General features: G+C 66.1%; 21 protein-coding genes. 10 read left to right on the forward strand and 11 right to left on the reverse strand.

The window, feature by feature from the left end:
* Positions 1–3 precede the first annotated feature (3 nt).
* From GU920_RS05740 to sucD, 3 genes are all read left to right on the forward strand, one after another.
* A complete protein-coding gene (locus GU920_RS05740; RefSeq protein WP_161765976.1) occupies positions 4–942 on the forward strand; it encodes an HpcH/HpaI aldolase/citrate lyase family protein in 939 nt (312 codons plus the stop codon).
* Positions 943–1,029: 87 nt separating this feature from the next.
* A complete protein-coding gene (locus GU920_RS05745) occupies positions 1,030–2,202 on the forward strand; it encodes a malate--CoA ligase subunit beta (RefSeq protein WP_161765977.1) in 1,173 nt (390 codons plus the stop codon).
* 12 nt (positions 2,203–2,214) lie between these two features.
* Positions 2,215–3,114, forward strand: a complete 900-nt coding sequence (sucD, locus tag GU920_RS05750) for a succinate--CoA ligase subunit alpha (RefSeq protein ID WP_161765978.1) — start codon at positions 2,215–2,217, stop codon at positions 3,112–3,114.
* A gap of 125 nt (positions 3,115–3,239) precedes the next feature.
* Here sucD and GU920_RS05755 read toward each other — a convergent pair whose 3' ends face one another.
* The 5 genes from GU920_RS05755 to GU920_RS05775 form a co-directional block, all read right to left on the reverse strand.
* Positions 3,240–3,554 (reverse strand): DMT family transporter, encoded by a 315-nt coding sequence (locus GU920_RS05755; RefSeq protein WP_161765979.1) that lies wholly within the window; start codon positions 3,552–3,554, stop codon positions 3,240–3,242.
* Complete coding sequence (locus GU920_RS05760; protein WP_161765980.1) at positions 3,551–4,510, reverse strand: acetyl-CoA carboxylase carboxyltransferase subunit alpha; 960 nt, start codon at positions 4,508–4,510, stop codon at positions 3,551–3,553. Before GU920_RS05760 ends, GU920_RS05755 begins: the two co-directional genes overlap by 4 nt.
* Before the next feature lie 76 nt (positions 4,511–4,586).
* Entirely contained in the window at positions 4,587–5,021 is a 435-nt protein-coding gene (locus GU920_RS05765) for a hypothetical protein (protein ID WP_161765981.1), read from the reverse strand.
* Positions 5,021–5,506 (reverse strand): SRPBCC family protein, encoded by a 486-nt coding sequence (locus GU920_RS05770; RefSeq protein ID WP_161765982.1) that lies wholly within the window; start codon positions 5,504–5,506, stop codon positions 5,021–5,023. The genes GU920_RS05765 and GU920_RS05770 overlap by 1 nt, the downstream gene beginning before the upstream one ends.
* 305 nt (positions 5,507–5,811) lie before the next feature.
* On the reverse strand, positions 5,812–6,768 hold the full coding sequence (locus GU920_RS05775; RefSeq protein ID WP_161765983.1) for an L-malyl-CoA/beta-methylmalyl-CoA lyase: 957 nt from the start codon (positions 6,766–6,768) through the stop codon (positions 5,812–5,814).
* 143 nt (positions 6,769–6,911) lie between these two features.
* Between GU920_RS05775 and dgcA the strand changes: the two genes are divergently transcribed.
* On the forward strand, positions 6,912–7,874 hold the full coding sequence (dgcA, locus tag GU920_RS05780; protein WP_161765984.1) for an N-acetyl-D-Glu racemase DgcA: 963 nt from the start codon (positions 6,912–6,914) through the stop codon (positions 7,872–7,874).
* Between the two features lie 120 nt (positions 7,875–7,994).
* Here dgcA and GU920_RS05785 read toward each other — a convergent pair whose 3' ends face one another.
* On the reverse strand, positions 7,995–8,390 hold the full coding sequence (locus GU920_RS05785; protein WP_161765985.1) for a PIN domain-containing protein: 396 nt from the start codon (positions 8,388–8,390) through the stop codon (positions 7,995–7,997).
* Positions 8,380–8,607, reverse strand: coding sequence for an AbrB/MazE/SpoVT family DNA-binding domain-containing protein (locus GU920_RS05790; RefSeq protein ID WP_161765986.1), 228 nt, complete (start codon positions 8,605–8,607; stop codon positions 8,380–8,382). Before GU920_RS05790 ends, GU920_RS05785 begins: the two co-directional genes overlap by 11 nt.
* Before the next feature lie 161 nt (positions 8,608–8,768).
* Here GU920_RS05790 and GU920_RS05795 point away from each other — a divergent pair, with 161 nt between their 5' ends.
* Positions 8,769–9,629, forward strand: coding sequence for a D-amino-acid transaminase (locus tag GU920_RS05795; protein ID WP_161765987.1), 861 nt, complete (start codon positions 8,769–8,771; stop codon positions 9,627–9,629).
* Positions 9,630–9,655: 26 nt separating this feature from the next.
* Here GU920_RS05795 and GU920_RS05800 read toward each other — a convergent pair whose 3' ends face one another.
* The 4 genes from GU920_RS05800 to GU920_RS05815 form a co-directional block, all read right to left on the reverse strand.
* On the reverse strand, positions 9,656–10,696 hold the full coding sequence (locus tag GU920_RS05800) for a calcium-binding protein (RefSeq protein ID WP_161765988.1): 1,041 nt from the start codon (positions 10,694–10,696) through the stop codon (positions 9,656–9,658).
* Between the two features lie 81 nt (positions 10,697–10,777).
* On the reverse strand, positions 10,778–11,086 hold the full coding sequence (locus GU920_RS05805) for a DUF1244 domain-containing protein (RefSeq protein WP_161765989.1): 309 nt from the start codon (positions 11,084–11,086) through the stop codon (positions 10,778–10,780).
* 72 nt (positions 11,087–11,158) lie between these two features.
* Entirely contained in the window at positions 11,159–12,097 is a 939-nt protein-coding gene (locus GU920_RS05810; protein WP_161765990.1) for a calcium-binding protein, read from the reverse strand.
* A 180-nt stretch (positions 12,098–12,277) separates the two neighbouring features.
* Entirely contained in the window at positions 12,278–13,015 is a 738-nt protein-coding gene (locus GU920_RS05815) for an N-formylglutamate amidohydrolase (RefSeq protein WP_161765991.1), read from the reverse strand.
* A 140-nt stretch (positions 13,016–13,155) separates the two neighbouring features.
* Here GU920_RS05815 and pyk point away from each other — a divergent pair, with 140 nt between their 5' ends.
* The 5 genes from pyk (at position 13,156) to rplT (ending at position 15,868) form a co-directional block, all read left to right on the forward strand.
* Complete coding sequence (gene pyk / locus GU920_RS05820) at positions 13,156–14,604, forward strand: pyruvate kinase (protein ID WP_161765992.1); 1,449 nt, start codon at positions 13,156–13,158, stop codon at positions 14,602–14,604.
* Between the two features lie 80 nt (positions 14,605–14,684).
* Positions 14,685–14,915 (forward strand): hypothetical protein, encoded by a 231-nt coding sequence (locus GU920_RS05825; protein WP_161765993.1) that lies wholly within the window; start codon positions 14,685–14,687, stop codon positions 14,913–14,915.
* A gap of 33 nt (positions 14,916–14,948) precedes the next feature.
* On the forward strand, positions 14,949–15,173 hold the full coding sequence (locus GU920_RS05830) for a hypothetical protein (RefSeq protein WP_161765994.1): 225 nt from the start codon (positions 14,949–14,951) through the stop codon (positions 15,171–15,173).
* 118 nt (positions 15,174–15,291) lie between these two features.
* Positions 15,292–15,492: a 50S ribosomal protein L35 gene (gene rpmI / locus GU920_RS05835; protein WP_161765995.1), complete on the forward strand. Its 201-nt coding sequence runs from the start codon at positions 15,292–15,294 to the stop codon at positions 15,490–15,492.
* A gap of 13 nt (positions 15,493–15,505) precedes the next feature.
* Positions 15,506–15,868, forward strand: a complete 363-nt coding sequence (gene rplT / locus GU920_RS05840) for a 50S ribosomal protein L20 (protein ID WP_161762313.1) — start codon at positions 15,506–15,508, stop codon at positions 15,866–15,868.
* The last annotated feature ends 38 nt before the right edge of the window (positions 15,869–15,906 follow it).

Here is a 15,906-nt window from a genome sequence, read left to right on the forward strand (position 1 = left end):
ACCATGTCCCACACCCTGTACCCGCTGCGGCGCCAACGCCTGCAGCGATCGGAGCTGGCCGTCCCGGCCTCGAACCCCACCATGATCGACAAGGCCGCCGCAGGCCCCGCCGATTACGTTTTCCTCGATCTGGAGGATGCCGTCGCACCCCCCGAGAAAGAGCAAGCCCGCAAGAACGCGATCCAGGCGCTGAATGACATCGACTGGGCCGCCAAGGGCAAGACCGTTTCCGTCCGCATCAACGGGCTGGATACGCATTACATGTATCGCGACGTGGTGGATGTGATGGAACAGGCGGGCAGCCGCGTGCACACGCTGCTGGTCCCCAAGGTGGGGGTGCGCGACGACCTGTACATGGTCGAGGCGATGGTGAACCAGATCGAGCAGGCCCGGGGTTACACCACCCGCGTGGGGCTGGAGGCGCTGATCGAAACCGCGCTCGGCATGGCCAACGTCGAAAGCATCGCCCAATTCGGCGGCCGGCTGGAGGCACTGCATTTCGGCGTGGCCGATTACGCGGCCTCGATGCGCGCCCGCACCACGAATATCGGCGGGTTGAACCCGCATTATCCGGGCGACCAGTGGCACGCCGCGATCAGCCGCATGGTGATCGCCTGCCGCGCCTATGGTCTGCGCGCCATCGACGGGCCGTTTGGCGATTTCAGCGATCCCGAAGGCTACAAGGAAGGCGCCCGCCGCGCCGCCGCCTTGGGGTGCGAAGGGAAATGGGCCATCCACCCAAGCCAGGTCGCCATGGCGAACGAGGTGTTCAGCCCCACGGATGCCGAGGTCACGAAGGCCCAGCGCATCATCGAGGAACTGAAGATCGCGGAATCCCAGGGCAAGGGCGCGGCCAGCCTCGACGGCAAGATGATCGACGCGGCATCGGAAAAGATGGCGCGCAACGTGCTGGTGATCGCGGACGCCATCGCCGGGAAGTGACCAGAGCCGGGGGATGGGCCGATGGCCCATCCTACAGGCCCGTAGGATGGGCGATCCGCCCATCCCCGCCACAGGGAGGAATACCGAATGGACATTCATGAATATCAGGCCAAGGAAATCCTTGCCCGCTTCGGCGTGCCCGTCCCGCGCGGCGGACTGGCCTATAGCCCCGAACAGGCAGGCTACCGCGCCCGCGAGTTGGGCGGCAGCGCCTGGGTCGTCAAGGCACAGATTCATTCCGGCGGCCGTGGCGCCGCGGGTGGCGTCAAACTCTGCCGGTCTGAGGCCGAGGTGCAGGAATTCGCCGCCACCCTTTTCGGCCGCCAGCTTGTCACCAAGCAGACCGACGCCAATGGCAAGGGCGTCTATCGCCTCTGGGTTGAAGGCGCGTCCGACATCAAGCAGGAGCTTTACCTCGGCTTCGTCCTCGACCGGAAATCCGAACGCATCATGATCGTCGCCTCTGCCCATGGCGGGATGGAGATCGAGGATCTGGCAGAGAACGACCCCAACAGCCTGCGCCGCATGACGATCGACCCGGCGGTGGGCCTGTCGGAGTTTCAGGCGCGCGAACTGGCCTTCCAGCTTGGCCTCAAAGGCGGGCAGATCGCCCAGATGGTCAACATCCTCAGGGCCTGCTACCGCGCCTACCGCGATCTCGACGCCATGATGGTGGAGATCAACCCCCTTGTCATCACCGGCGCGGGCGACCTTGTTGCGCTTGACGCCAAGATGTCCTTCGACACCAACGCCCTCTTCCGCCGCCCGGAAATCGCTGAACTTCGCGACCGCAGCCAGGAAGACCCGCGCGAAAGCACGGCGGGCGACCACGGCCTCGCCTATGTCGGCCTCGATGGCGATATCGGCTGCATCATCAACGGTGCGGGCCTCGCGATGGCCACGATGGACATGATCAAACTCGCTGGGGGGGAGCCTGCAAACTTCCTCGATATCGGCGGGGGGGCCAGCCCGGAGCGGGTGGTGCGGGCTTTCCGCACCGTGCTGGCCGACCGTAACGTCGGCGTCATCCTCGTGAACATCTTCGCGGGCATCAACCGCTGTGACTGGGTGGCGCAGGGCGTGGTGCAGGCCTATCGCGAACTGGGGCTGACCCTGCCCGTCGTCGTCCGCCTTGCCGGCACGAATGTCGAGGAAGGCCGCCGCATCGTGCAGGAATCGGGCCTGCCGCTGATCACCGCCGACACGCTGGAAGACGCCGCCCGCAAGGCCGTCGCCACGCGCCAGAAAATCGCCGCGTAAGGGGGAAACGCCATGGCAATCCTGATCACCGAAAAGACCCGTGTTATCGTGCAGGGCATGTCCGGCCGCATCGGCCAGTTCCATGCCGAGGACATGATCAAGCACGGCACGAACGTCGTGGGCGGCGTGACCCCCGGCAAGGGCGGCGACACGCTGCTCGGCCGCCCGCTCTTCAACACCGTAAGGGAAGCGGTCGAGGCGACGGGGGCCGAAGCCAGCCTCGTCTTCGTCCCCCCGCCCTTTGCGGCGGATGCCATCATGGAAGCCGCCGACGCAGGCATCAAGACCGCCGTCTGCGTCACCGACGGCATCCCGTCGCAGGACATGATGAAGGTGAAGCGCTTCCTGAAACGCTACCCGGCAGAGCGGAAGATGCGCCTTGTCGGCCCCAACTGCGCAGGCATCATCTCGCCCGGCAAGGGCTTCATGGGCATCATGCCGCCGCATATCTACATGCCGGGCCGCGTGGGCATCGTCGGCCGCTCCGGCACGCTGGGCTATGAGGCGGCTTCCCAGATGAAGGCGCTTGGCATTGGCGTCTCCACCAGCGTGGGCATCGGCGGCGACCCGATCAACGGATCGTCCTTCCGCGACATCCTCGAACTGTTCGAGGCTGACTCTGAGACCGATGCCGTGATGATGATCGGCGAAATCGGCGGCCCGCAAGAGGCCGAAGCTGCGATCTACGCCCGCGACCACATGACGAAACCCGTCGTCGCCTATATCGCGGGCCTCTCTGCCCCCAAGGGCCGCAAGATGGGCCATGCCGGGGCGATCATTTCGGCCTTCGGCGAAAGCGCGCAGGAAAAGGTGGAAATCCTCTCCGCCGCCGGCATCACCATCGCGCCGAACCCGTCGGCCATGGGCGATACGATGGCCCGCGTGCTGGGCACCCGCCGCGCGGCAGCGTAAGGCAGCGTTGCAGAAAACAAGGGGGCGGTCCCGGTGGCCGCCCCCTCTTCTTTGCCCTCGGCTTCATCTTGGCCCAAACACCCCGGGGTCCGGGGCAGAGACCTGGGGGCATCCACCCCGAGCCGTCAGGCGAATTTCAGCGCGATGATCCCGCCGATGATCAACAGCACGCCCAGAACGCGCATCAGGTTGACGGGGTCGCCGAACAGAAAGACCGACAGGATTGCCGTTCCCACCGCGCCGATCCCGACCCAGACAGCATAGGCCGTGCCGACGGGAAGATCCTTCATTGCAATGGACAACAGCCAGAACGACGCCAGCGCCCCCACCACCGTCAGCACCGATGGAATGGGCTTGGTGAAGCCGTCGGAATATTTCAGGCCCAGCGCCCAGCCGGTTTCCAGAAGGCCCGCGATCAGCACGATCAACCAGGCGTTCATGCGGCCAGCCCTTTCGACCCCATGTCGATGAATTTCGACCGACGGTCCTTGATCAGCGCCTCGGGCTTCTTGCCCGACAGTTCCTTCAGCATGGCCTCGATGCCCTTGCCCACGGCCTCGATCGTTTCCTTGCGGCCGCGCTGGGCGCCGCCCAGCGGTTCCTTGATGATCCGGTCGATCACGCCCAGCTTCTGCAGGTCCTGCGCCGTCAGGCGCAGGGCTTCTGCCGCCTCGCGCATCTTTTCGGCATCCTTCCACAGGATCGAGGCGCAGCCTTCGGGCGAGATCACCGAATAGACGGAATGTTCCAGCATCGCCACGCGGTTCGCGGTAGCAAAGGCCACCGCCCCGCCCGATCCGCCCTCGCCGATCACCACGGAAATCAGCGGCACGCCGATCTGCAGGCATTTCTCGGTGGACCGCGCGATCGCCTCGGCCTGACCGCGCTCTTCGGCGCCCTTGCCGGGATAGGCGCCGGGCGTATCCACCAGCGTGATCACCGGCAGGCGGAAACGGTCGGCCATATCCATCAGGCGGATCGCCTTGCGATAGCCTTCGGGCCGCGCCATGCCGAAGTTCCGCTCGATACGGCTTTTCGTGTCATGGCCCTTTTCATGCCCGATCACCACCACCGGCTGGTCGTTGAACCGCGCCAGCCCGCCCATCACCGCGTGGTCATCGGCAAAGTTTCGGTCGCCCGCCAGCGGGGTGTATTCGGAAAACAGCCCGTCGATGTAATCCTTGCAATGCGGCCGGTCCGGGTGCCGCGCGACCTGGCATTTCCGCCAGGGCGTCAGGTCCTTGTACAGGTCTTTAAGCAGCGTTTCCGCCTTGCGGTCCAGCGCATCGGCCTCTTTCGATACGTCCATGCCGGAATTGGCCCGCGCCATCGCGCGCAGCTCTTCGGCCTTGCCCTCGATCTCGGCAAGCGGCTTTTCGAATTCCAGATAGTTCATCGGGCACTCTCCAGACGGATCGCCCCTATATGGCCAGAGGCGGGGCAAGATGCAACTCGCCCCGTGGGGGCAGGCCTCAACCCGCCGCCTGCCCCCGGTCCAGCGCGATCAGATGCGCCACATGATCCGGCCCGCAGGACAGCTTGGCCGCCACCTTGCTGTCGGGCGTGACCACCCGCCAGAAAGGCACCACCTGATCCAGCGGCTTGCCCTCGGCCAGATCGGCCAGCGCCACCTCGGCCACCACGCGCAGATAGATGGCCGTCGTCACCGGACACATCGCATCGGCCCCCGCCTTGCGCGCCAATTCGTTGCGCAGCCGGTCCATCGTCCGCGTCTCGCCCTGCGGGATACGGGCGAGGTAGTTGGCAATCTCGCCGGGCGAGGAGATCAGCATCGTGTTTCCCGCCTTCACCCCGGCGAAATCGGTGTGCAGCATCACCACATGCGGATCCTTCGCGGCGCCAAAGCGTTTGCGCCAATCGGTCGGTTTCTTCTTTTTTTCCGCCATCACATACCCTCCACACGTGACTTCAGCGCCGCAAGATATGTGGTGGCAAAAGCCCCTGGATCAAAGAACAGCCGCGCCAGAATCCGGCCCAGCGGCGAAGGCACCGTCGCCCGCTCCACCACCGCGATCCGCGTGCCTGCGCCTTCGGGCGTCAGCACTGCCTCCCATGTCCCCGCGTATCCGGCATCCGACGCAAAGCGCAGCCGGATGCGCGTCTCGGCCATCTCTTCGGTCACGAAGGTGATCCGTTCCCCCCGCGCCGTCACCTCGGTCCAGCCATCACCCGTCCGCTCCACCGCCGCGATGCCTGCGCGCCAATCGGGTTGCGCCTCGACATCCGCGATCACGGCCACGATCCGCGCGGGGTCTGCGGCGATCAGCACCTCGGCCCGCCCCTCGCGCGTGGCGGGCAGAAGCCAGCCCACCAGAACCACCAGCCCCGCCAACAGCAGCAGGGCGACACCCATCCAGATCAGAACCCGCATGACATCCTCCGCATGACGCCTGAGCCCGCGCTAGCACAGGATCGGACCCCTGCGGAGTATCCCGATTTTTCGTGTTTCATATCAGAAGGTTGCGCCAAATCGCGCCATTTCAGACAGCAGCGCCCCGTGGCCGGGCCACGGGGCGTGCATCCTCCCCTTTTGCTGCGCGGGGCCTCCTCTCCCCGTGGGTCGCAGCGCGGGTATTCTTTCCAAAGCGCCTGATTTTCACGCTTCTGTCATGAAAGGTTGAGCGTAGGGCAGGCAACCTGTCAACGATTCATTGGGTGTTTTGCAGAGAAACCCGATCAACCGGCGATCAATTCCGCCTGCCGAACAATGACCTCGGCCTGTTTGATGCTGGCGATGTCCACCAGACGGCCCTTGTAGACCGTCGCCCCCTCGCCCCGCGCCTTGGCGGCCTCCATCGCCGACAGGATTTCCCGCGCCTCGGCCACCGTCTGTTCGGACGGGGTGAAGACCTCATTCGCCAGCGTCACCTGTTTGGGGTGGATCGCCCATTTCCCCACCATGCCCAGCGTGGCCGACCGCCGCGCCTGCGCGCGGAAGCCTTCGTCATCGCTGAAATCGCCGAAAGGCCCGTCCACCGGCAGGATGCCATGAGTGCGGCAGGCCGCCACGATGGCCGCCTGCGCCCAATGCCACGGGTCGGACCAGTGCTTTGCCCCCTCGCGCAGCATGTAATAGTTCTCCTGCGTCCCGCCGATGCCCGTCGTCTGCATCCCCATGCTGGCCGCGAAATCCGCCGCGCCCAGGCTCATGGCCTGCAAGCGGGGCGATGCCTTGGCGATCTCCTCCACATGGGAAATGCCCGCCGCCGATTCGATGATGACCTCAAAGGCGATGGGCTTGGTCCGCCCCATCGCGCGTTCCACCGCCGTCACCAGCGCATCGACGGCATAGATATCCTCGGCGCAGCCCACCTTGGGGATCATGATCTGATCCAGCCGCGCGCCGCCCTTTTCCAGCAGGTCCACCACATCGCGGTACCACCACGGCGTATCCAGCCCGTTGATCCGCACCGACAGGGTCTTGCGCCCCCAATCCACGGCGGAAATCGCCTCGATGATGTTCGCCCGCGCCTGATCCTTGTCCGACGGCGCAACCGAATCCTCCAGATCGAGGTTGATCACATCCGCCTCGCTCGCTGCCATCTTGGCAAAGATCGCGGGCCGCGATCCGGGGCCGAACAGTTGGCAACGGTTCGGACGGGCGGGGGCGGGGGGTTGCAGGCGGAAGCTCATGATCGGTCTCGCAAGTATATTTCGGATGCGGATGCGTCAGCGTTATATTCTTGCGCTGCATCGCGCAAGCGGCATTTCGCAGCTGCAGCATGACTTGACAGCGCATCCCCCCGCGCGCCCCCTCCGGCCAAAGGGAGCGCCTCATGATCACCGCCACGCTTGACACATTCCCCCTCGCCCGCGCCTTCACCATCTCGCGCGGGTCCAAGACCGAGGCGCGGGTGATCACCGCCACCGTCACCCGGGGCGGGATCACCGGGCGCGGCGAATCCGTCCCCTATGCCCGCTATGGCGAAACGCCCGAATCCGTGCTGGCCCAGATCGCCACCCTGCCCGACGGGATCACGCGCGCCGCGCTGCAAGACGCGCTGCCGCCCGGCGCGGCGCGCAATGCCGTGGATTGCGCGCTGTGGGATTGGGAGGCGAAATCGCAGGGCAGCCGCGTCTGGCACCTCGCGGGTCTGCCCGCGCCCCGCCCCCGCATCACCGCCTTTACCCTGTCGCTGGACAGCGCGCAGGCGATGCGCCAGCAGGCGCAGGAAAACGCCCATCGCCCCATCCTGAAGATCAAGCTCGGCACGCCGGACGACATGCCGCGGCTAGAGGCGGTGCGCGCCGGCGCCCCCCGCGCCACCATCATCATCGACGCCAACGAAGGCTGGACGCCCGAGATTTACACCGACCTCGCGCCCCATCTGATGCGCCTTGGCGTGGCGCTGGTGGAACAGCCCCTGCCTGCCGGGGCCGATGGGATGCTTGCGGAAATCCCCCACCCCATCCCCATCTGCGCCGACGAATCCGCCCATGACCGCGCCAGCCTGCCCGCGCTGCGGGGCCGGTATAACATGGTGAACCTGAAGCTCGACAAGACAGGCGGGCTGACCGAAGCCCTGCTGATGGCCGAAGAGGCCCGGCGCATGGGATTTTCCCTGATGATCGGCTGCATGGTGGGGACATCGCTCGCCATGGCCCCGGCGATCCTGCCCGCGCAAGCGGCCGCCTTCACCGATCTGGACGGCCCCCTCCTCTTGGCCCGGGACCGTGAACCCGCGCTGCGCTATGATGACGAAGGGGTGCATCCACCAGAGGCGGCGCTGTGGGGATAAGCAGACCGATTCAGACCCAGATCAGACCCCACCCCGCGCTTGATCCGGGGCCTCCGCCTGCGGCTTGCAGGTTCCAGGACAGGCCGGGGACCGGTTCGGCAGGTCACGGTCGGCCCGCATTCACGCAAAGGGATTGACCACCCGCAGAACCCCCTCCACGACCAGCCCATCCTGCATGTCTTCCGAAAGCACCCGATCACAGCCTGCAACCAGCGCTGCCGCCACGATCATCGAATCGTAAACGGACAAACCGTATCGCGCCGCCACCGCCCGCCCGGCATCATGGACCTCGACAGTCAGGTCCACGACCCGACACAGGCGCCTGATCCCGGCCAGAAACTCTCCTGCCTCTGCCAAGTCCATGTCTGCCTTGCGCAAACAGTTCACCAGCACCTCGTTCAGCACCTGAACACTGATCTTGCCACCTGCTGCCAGCACGGCCTCTGCCCTATCCGCCTTCGGCCCGTCATCCAGCAGGTAGAGGATCACATTGCTGTCGATGAAGTCACCGCCCATTGGCATCGTCGCGGCTCAGACGATCCGCCGCAGCCAGCCGCCTGCGAAACCGCCGCAGCCCTGCCAGAACCTCCTCTGGCCGCGCTTCGCGCTGCACGGCGAAACCCCCTGCCTCAGGGCGAAGCGAAACCTCGTCCCCTTCGCGCAAACCGAGTTCGCGCACAAGTTCCGCAGGCAGCCGCACCGCCAGCGAATTTCCCCATTTCGCAACCTGCATGACCACCCCCGCACCCTTGGATATACATGAAAAATGTATATCATCCCATCTCTGTCGGCAATATCCGCCCTTCACCTGCCGGATACACACCCACTTCCCCCTTGACCCCCGCCCCCCTTGCGCCCAAACCCCACCCATCCATTCGCGCAGGGAGATGACCCATGACCCGCACCGTCTATGTCAACGGCACCTATCTGCCGGAAGATCAGGCCACCGTGTCGATCTTTGACCGGGGTTTCCTGATGGCCGATGGCGTCTATGAGGTGACGTCGGTTCTGGACGGCAAGCTGATTGATTTCGAAGGCCATATCATCCGCCTGCACCGTTCGCTGGATGAACTGGACATGGCCGCCCCCTGCACGGACGACGCGCTGCTGGAGATGCACCGCGAACTGGTGCGCCTGAACGGGATCGACCAGGGGATGATCTATCTGCAGGTGACGCGCGGCAATCCGGGCGACCGGTCCTTCGTCTTTCCCGATGACAGCGTGACGCCCACCATCGTGGCCTTCACCCAGAACATCCCCAACCTCGCCGATGCCCCCGCCGCGCGGACGGGGTTCAAGGTGATCTCGATCCCTGATATCCGCTGGGGCCGCCGCGACATCAAGACGGTGCAGCTGCTCTACCCGTCCATGGCCAAGATGATGGCCAAGAAGGCGGGCGTCGATGACAGCTGGATGGTGCAGGACGGGGTGGTGACCGAAGGCACCTCGAACAACGCCTATATCGTGAAGGGCAACCGCATCATCACCCGGCACCTGTCCAGCGACATCCTGCATGGCATCACCCGCGCGGCCGTTCTCCGCTTTGCCGCCGAGGCGCAGTTCGAGGTGGAGGAACGCCCCTTCACCGTGGCCGAGGCGCAGGCCGCCGATGAGGCTTTTTCCACCGCCGCCTCCATCTTCGTGATGCCCGTGGTGGAAATCGACGGTGCGGCCGTAGGATCGGGCAAGCCCGGCCCGGTGGCGACGCGCCTGCGGGAACTCTACCTTGACGAGATGCGCAAGGCCGCCATCTGACCGCGAGGGCCAAACGCGCCCTTCCGTCAGGCGGCCTGCAGCGAGAAATCCTGCAACTGCGCGCGGGCGGCGGAAACGCCCTCCAGCCGCAGCATCACCACCTCGGACGGCAGGTCGGGATCGACCGCGCTCAGGATCACCAGCGTGTCGCTGCCGTCCTCCTCCAGCCGCAGGGACAGGCCCGACAGATCGCGCAGGCCGGAAAGCTGCACCACAACCTCATCCTCGCCGGGGACATAATCGGTGACGACCGGCGTTTCCCATCCGCCCAGCGCGGGCCCGTCGGCCAGGAGTTCCAGCCGGTCATCACCGCTGTCGAAGTTGAACACATCCCCGGCCCCGCCCCGGATCACATCCGCCCCGGCCCCGCCGCGCAGCACGTCATAGCCTTCGCCACCGATCAGCAGGTCATTCCCCGCCCCGCCGATCAGCGTATCATCGCCATCATCCCCGCTCAGGGTATCGGCCCCTGCGCCACCCACCAGCACGTCATCGCCCGCCCCGCCCTCGGCCATCACCCCGGCAGTGGCCGAGGCCGCATCCAGCCAGTCATTCCCTTCACCCAGCGACACGGTATCGCTGTCCGTTTCGGGCCAGATCGTCACCAGATCGTCGCCCGCGCCTGCTGCCACCACATCGCGCCCCGTGCCGGGGGCGATGCTGTCATCGCCCGTGCCGCCGAAGATCGTGTCATCCCCCGCCCCGCCGCCGATGGAATCCGCACCCTCATGCCCGTCGATCAGGTCATCGCCCGAATGACCCCAGAGCGAATCGTCCCCCGCCCCGCCCAGCACCGTATCCGCCCCGGTGCCGCCAAAGATCGTGTCCGCGCCCAGGCCTCCCGTGACACGGTCATTCCCGCCCCGGCCATCCAGAACATCGGCCCCGTCGGTACCGTCGATCATCTCGCCCAGCGCCGCATCGCGGCCGGCATCGGCATCGGGCGCCGATGCGGGCGGGCTTTCGTCGCCAGTCTCGGCTTGGGGATCCTCGGCGTCCCACATGTGCCAGGCAAGGCCGCCCACCAAGGCGGGCAGCAGGGTCGAGAAAAGGGCAAGCTCCAGCATCTGCAAATCCCGTTCCAGTTCCCCAACTGAAACGGCATCAGGCCGCGCCATGTGAGTCTGGTGGGGCGCGGGTGGGGGGCGTCAGCCGTGCGTCTTGATGGATTCGCTGAAGGCGGTTTTCTGCGCCTCGGTCGCCTCGGCCTGATGCAGCGCCTTCCAGTCGTCATAGGGCATGCCATAGACCAGCGTGCGCGCCTCTTCCTTGTCCAGCGCGACGCCCTGTTCGGCGGCGGCTTCGGCCATCCAGCGGCTCAGGCAGTTCCGGCAGAAGCCGGCAAGGTTCATCATGTCGATGTTCTGCACGTCGGTCCGGGCGCGCAGGTGATCGCGCAGGCGGCGAAAGGCCGCGGCTTCCAGCGCCTGCATCGTGGCATCGTCGATCTGCGTCATGGTGCGATCCTCCTGATGGGGAAAGTAGGGCGCGCAACCCGCGCGCACCACCCCCCAAAAGGCCCGCCGGGATCAGGCGCGCGATACCACGATATCGGCCACATTCACCTGTTCGGCGCGCAGACCGGGCAGATAGATCACATCCGCCCCGTTCAGCGTGACCATGACGCCCTGTTCCTGTTCCTCGACCGCAAGGGCGACGTCGCCCTGCGCTTCGGTCAGCACCTCGATCCGATCCTCCAGCGGATCGAAGTCTTCGACCCGCACCACCTGCCCGACATTCGGATCGGTCGGATCGTCAGGCTGCGGCGGGGCGAGCGCGACAAAGGCATCGGCACCCGCACCGCCCGTCATCACATCGCCCCGATCGCCGATCAACTGGTCGTCGCCGTCGCCGCCCTGCATCACATCGGCGCTGGCCTCGCCGCCGACAGAGAAGAGATTGCGCAGGATCCGATCCTCCAGCGCGGGCGCAATGGTGCCGAAACGGGCCGCCACAGCCTCCGAGAAATCGGGCCGCTCCAGCCCGCCCAGAATTTCAGAGGGCGTCTGCCGGTCCGGGGTCAGCCCGATCAGCACGTCATTGCCTGCCCCGCCCTCAAGCGTGTTGGCGCCATCCATCCCGACGATGACATCATCCCCCGCATCCCCGACCACGGAATCATCGCCCGCGCCACCGACCAGCAGATCGCGGCCGTCCTCGCCGCGCAGGATGTCATCCTCGGGCCCGCCAAGCAGGATGTCATTGCCCGGTCCACCCGCCAGCGTATCGGCCCCCTGATCCCCGACCAGAAGATCCACACCCGCCGCGCCTTGCAGAAGATCATCGCCCTTGAACCCGACGATCAGGTCATCATCGGCGTCGCCGTTGATGGTGTTGTCGCCTTCGCCGCCCAGACGCACGTCTGATGCGCCATCCCCGGCGTCGGCCTCGGGCGCGGGTTCGTCATCCCCCCCGGACAGCATGCCGATCAGCGCGATGGGGAGAAGAGACGCAAGCAAAAGCAACATGGTGGCACTCGCACAAGGAAATCACACAGGCAGACCAGTGACATGGCTTCGGATGATTCTGTCAAACTTTCAGAATCCGGGGGCGGATTGCGGAAACAATCCCGCGCTTGCCGCGCGATCCGCCCGGCACCCGGAACAAAGCGCCTGCCATATCGCACCCCGAACCCGGGCGCCGCGCCGTCAGCCCCCGGCCAAGGCCAGCGCGCGCGTCAAAAGCGGCGCCAGCCGGGCGCCCCACGCGGCCTGCGCCGCAGGCGTGGCGATCAGGTCATTCCTGACCTCGACCAGCGTGTTCTGCCGCCCGTGGCGCAGCGCGTGCCGGTCGATCGCGTCCCCCGGCAGATGGCCGGAATAGGGTTCGTTGTCGCCCACGCAGAGATCCGGCTCTGCGCGCAGGACGGAAATCAGCGTATGGCTCAGCCGCCCGTCCAGATGCGAATGAAGCACCCCCACATGCCATGGCCGGGGCGCGCGCCCCTTCAGACAGGGGGTGAAGGAATGGATCGCCACGATCACCACATCCGGCCGCCGCGCCGCCAACCGCGCCAGCGCCGCATGATAGGGGCGATAGAGCCGGTCCAGCCGCGCCTCCACGCCGCCTGCGTCAATATGGCGGTTCGCGGGGATGATGGTGCCATCATACAGCTTCATCACCAGCGTCGGGTCATCCTCGCCCCGGTTCGGATCAATCACGAGGCGCGAGAAATCCGACAGCACCACCGGGCTGTCCAGACCTTCGCCCAGCGCGCAGGCCAGCCCTGCCGCCCCCACGTCATAGGCGATATGGCGGCCCATATCCGCAGGCCCGATCCCCAGATCGCCGCCCGCCACCCAGTCCGGCACCCGGTTGGAGGCATGGTCGCAGGTCACCAGCCAGCGCCCGGGGCGCCCCTCTCCGATGATCCGATAGGCATCCATCCCCAGCTTTCCCCCGGCCTTTTCATGAATTCGTCATTTATTCTGACGAAAGGAAAAGCGCCAGTTGCCCCAGCCCACCGATTGCGCCATAAGACGCGCGGCCCACGACAAAATGAAGAACTGCATAAGGAACGAGGCATATGAGACGCCTTCGGAACGTCAAGATCGTGGCCACGCTCGGACCGGCCTCCAGCGATTACGAAACCATCCGCGCCCTGTTCGAGGCGGGCGCCGACGTGTTCCGCCTGAACATGTCGCACGGCACGCATGACGACATCCGCGCCCGTCACAGCATCATCCGCCAGGTGGAGGCCGATACCGGCCGCCCCGTCGCCATTCTGGCCGATCTGCAGGGGCCGAAGCTGCGGGTGGGCACCTTCGCCGCGCCCAGTGGCGAGGAGCTGGTCGAAGGCGCCGCCTTCCGCATGGACCTTGACCCCGCGCCGGGGGATGCCACCCGCGTGCAACTGCCCCACCCCGAGATCTTTGCCGCGCTGGAACCGGGCGCGTCGCTGCTGGTGAATGACGGCAAGATCCGCCTGCGGGTGGACACCTGCGGCAAGGATTTCGCCAATTGCACCGTCACGGTGGGTGGCACCATCTCAAACCGCAAGGGCGTGAACGTGCCGGATGTGGTGCTGCCCTTGGCCGCGCTGTCGGACAAGGACCGCAAGGATCTGGAATTCGTCTGCGAACTGGGGGTGGACTGGCTCGCCCTGTCCTTCGTCCAGCGCCCCGAGGATGTGATCGAGGCGCGCGATCTGGCCAAGGGCCGCGCCGCCGTGCTGTCCAAGATCGAAAAGCCGGCCGCGGTAAAGGCCTATGACGCCATCCTCGAGGTGTCGGATGGCATCATGGTGGCGCGCGGTGATCTGGGCGTGGAACTGCCCGTCCATTCCGTGCCGCCGATCCAGAAGAAACTGGTCCGCGGCGCGCGCGCGGCGGCGAAACCCGTGATCGTCGCCACCCAGATGCTGGAATCGATGATCGAATCGCCCATGCCCACCCGGGCCGAGGTGTCGGACGTCGCCACCGCCATCTATGAAGGCGCCGATGCCATCATGCTGTCGGCGGAATCGGCAGCGGGCAAATACCCGATCGAGGCGGTCTCCACGATGAACAACGTGGCGATCAGCGTCGAAGGCGATGCCGTCTATCGCCAGATCATCGAGGCAAGCCGCCACGTCAACCGCACCTCCGTGGCCGATGGCATCGTGGCCGCCGCGCGCGAGATTGCGGAAAGCGCCGACATCAAGGCGATCTGCTGTTTCTCGCAATCGGGGACCACGGTTTCGCTGGTGGCGCGCGAACGGCCCCGCGTGCCGATCATCGCGCTGACGCCGCTGATCGAAACCGCCCGCCGCATGTGCCTGACCTGGGGCGCGCACTGCGTGATCACCGAAGAGCAGGACCGCTTCAAGGGCGCCGTCATCTCGGCCGTCCGCGCGGCGCGCACCTACGGCTTTGCCTCGGAAAAGGATCAGATCGTGCTGACCGCGGGCGTTCCGTTCAACGTGCAGGGCACGACGAACATCCTGCGCGTGGCGCCCTGCGACGAAAGATTGATCTACCGCGTCGATCCTGAATAAGCTGACAGGGCCCGCATCACCGATGCGGGCCCCGTGCTTTTGGGGATGTGCTTTAGGGGTATGTTTTAGGGGGTGTTCCCGTGGTCAACATCAACGATCTGTCGCTGGTCATCGGCATCCTTCTGACCGTCTTCTCGATCCCCTCCCTTCTCAATGCCTGGACGCAGGACCGCCTGCCGCGCTTTGGCGGGATCATCTGCCTGACGGGCATGGTCCTGATCGGGCTGGCGGCGGCGCGCAACCCTTCGGGCTATGGGCTGTCCGACATTCCGGCCGTGTTCACCCGCGTGATCCGTGGGCTTGCCTCCTGAAGCCGGGGCGGGGCGGGGCGGCGGGGCGCGGCCATGGATCATGACCTTCTGTTCTTTCTCGGCCTCGCGCTCATGGCGCTTGCCATTCCGTCCCTGCTGGCCGCGCTGATCGACGACCGCCCGCCCGTCGCCGCCGGGATCGGCCTTGTGACCGGGCTTGGCATGGCGGTCTGGGCCGTGCTGGCGGGCGGCTTCGATCTGGACCCCGCCACCCTGCCCCATCTGTTCTTCGAGGTGCTGGGCCGCTATCTGCCCTGAGGCGCGCGCTTTTCCCCTTGCACCGCACCCCCGCCCCGCCTATACGGCCCACCTTGCGATACCCGCGCGGCCGGCCAAAGTGGCATGCCGAGTCGCGCCTGCAACCACGGAGATGGAAATGCCCAAGATGAAGACCAAGTCGGCGGCGAAGAAGCGGTTCAGCTTCACGGCCTCCGGTCGGGTGAAGGCCGGCGTCGCCGGCAAGCGCCACGGCATGATCAAGCGCACGACGAAATTCATCCGCGATGCGTCCGGCACGATGCTGCTGAACGACAGCGACGCGAAGATCGTCAAGAAATACATGCCCTACGACCGGTAAGGAGAACATCAGAATGTCCCGCGTCAAATCCGGTGTCGTGACCCACGCCCGTCACCGCAAAGTCATCAAGGCCGCCTCCGGCTACTACGGCGCGCGCTCGCGCAACTTCCGCACCGCCACGCAGGCGGTGGACAAGGCCAACCAGTACGCGACCCGCGACCGCAAGACCCGCAAGCGCAACTTCCGCGCCCTGTGGATCCAGCGCATCAACGCCGCTGTCCGTCTGTTCGACCTCGAGATGACCTATTCCAAGTTCATCAACGGTCTGGCCAAGGCCGGCATCGAAGTCGACCGCAAGGTCCTCGCCGATCTCGCCGTGCACGAGCCCGAGGCGTTCAACGCCATCGCCGCGCAGGCCAAGGCCGCGCTGGCCTGATCCTCTGATCAGCCCTTAAACGAAAGGCCGCCCCCTGC

Source organism: Paragemmobacter ruber, assembly GCF_009908315.1.
Taxonomy (GTDB): domain Bacteria; phylum Pseudomonadota; class Alphaproteobacteria; order Rhodobacterales; family Rhodobacteraceae; genus Paragemmobacter; species Paragemmobacter ruber.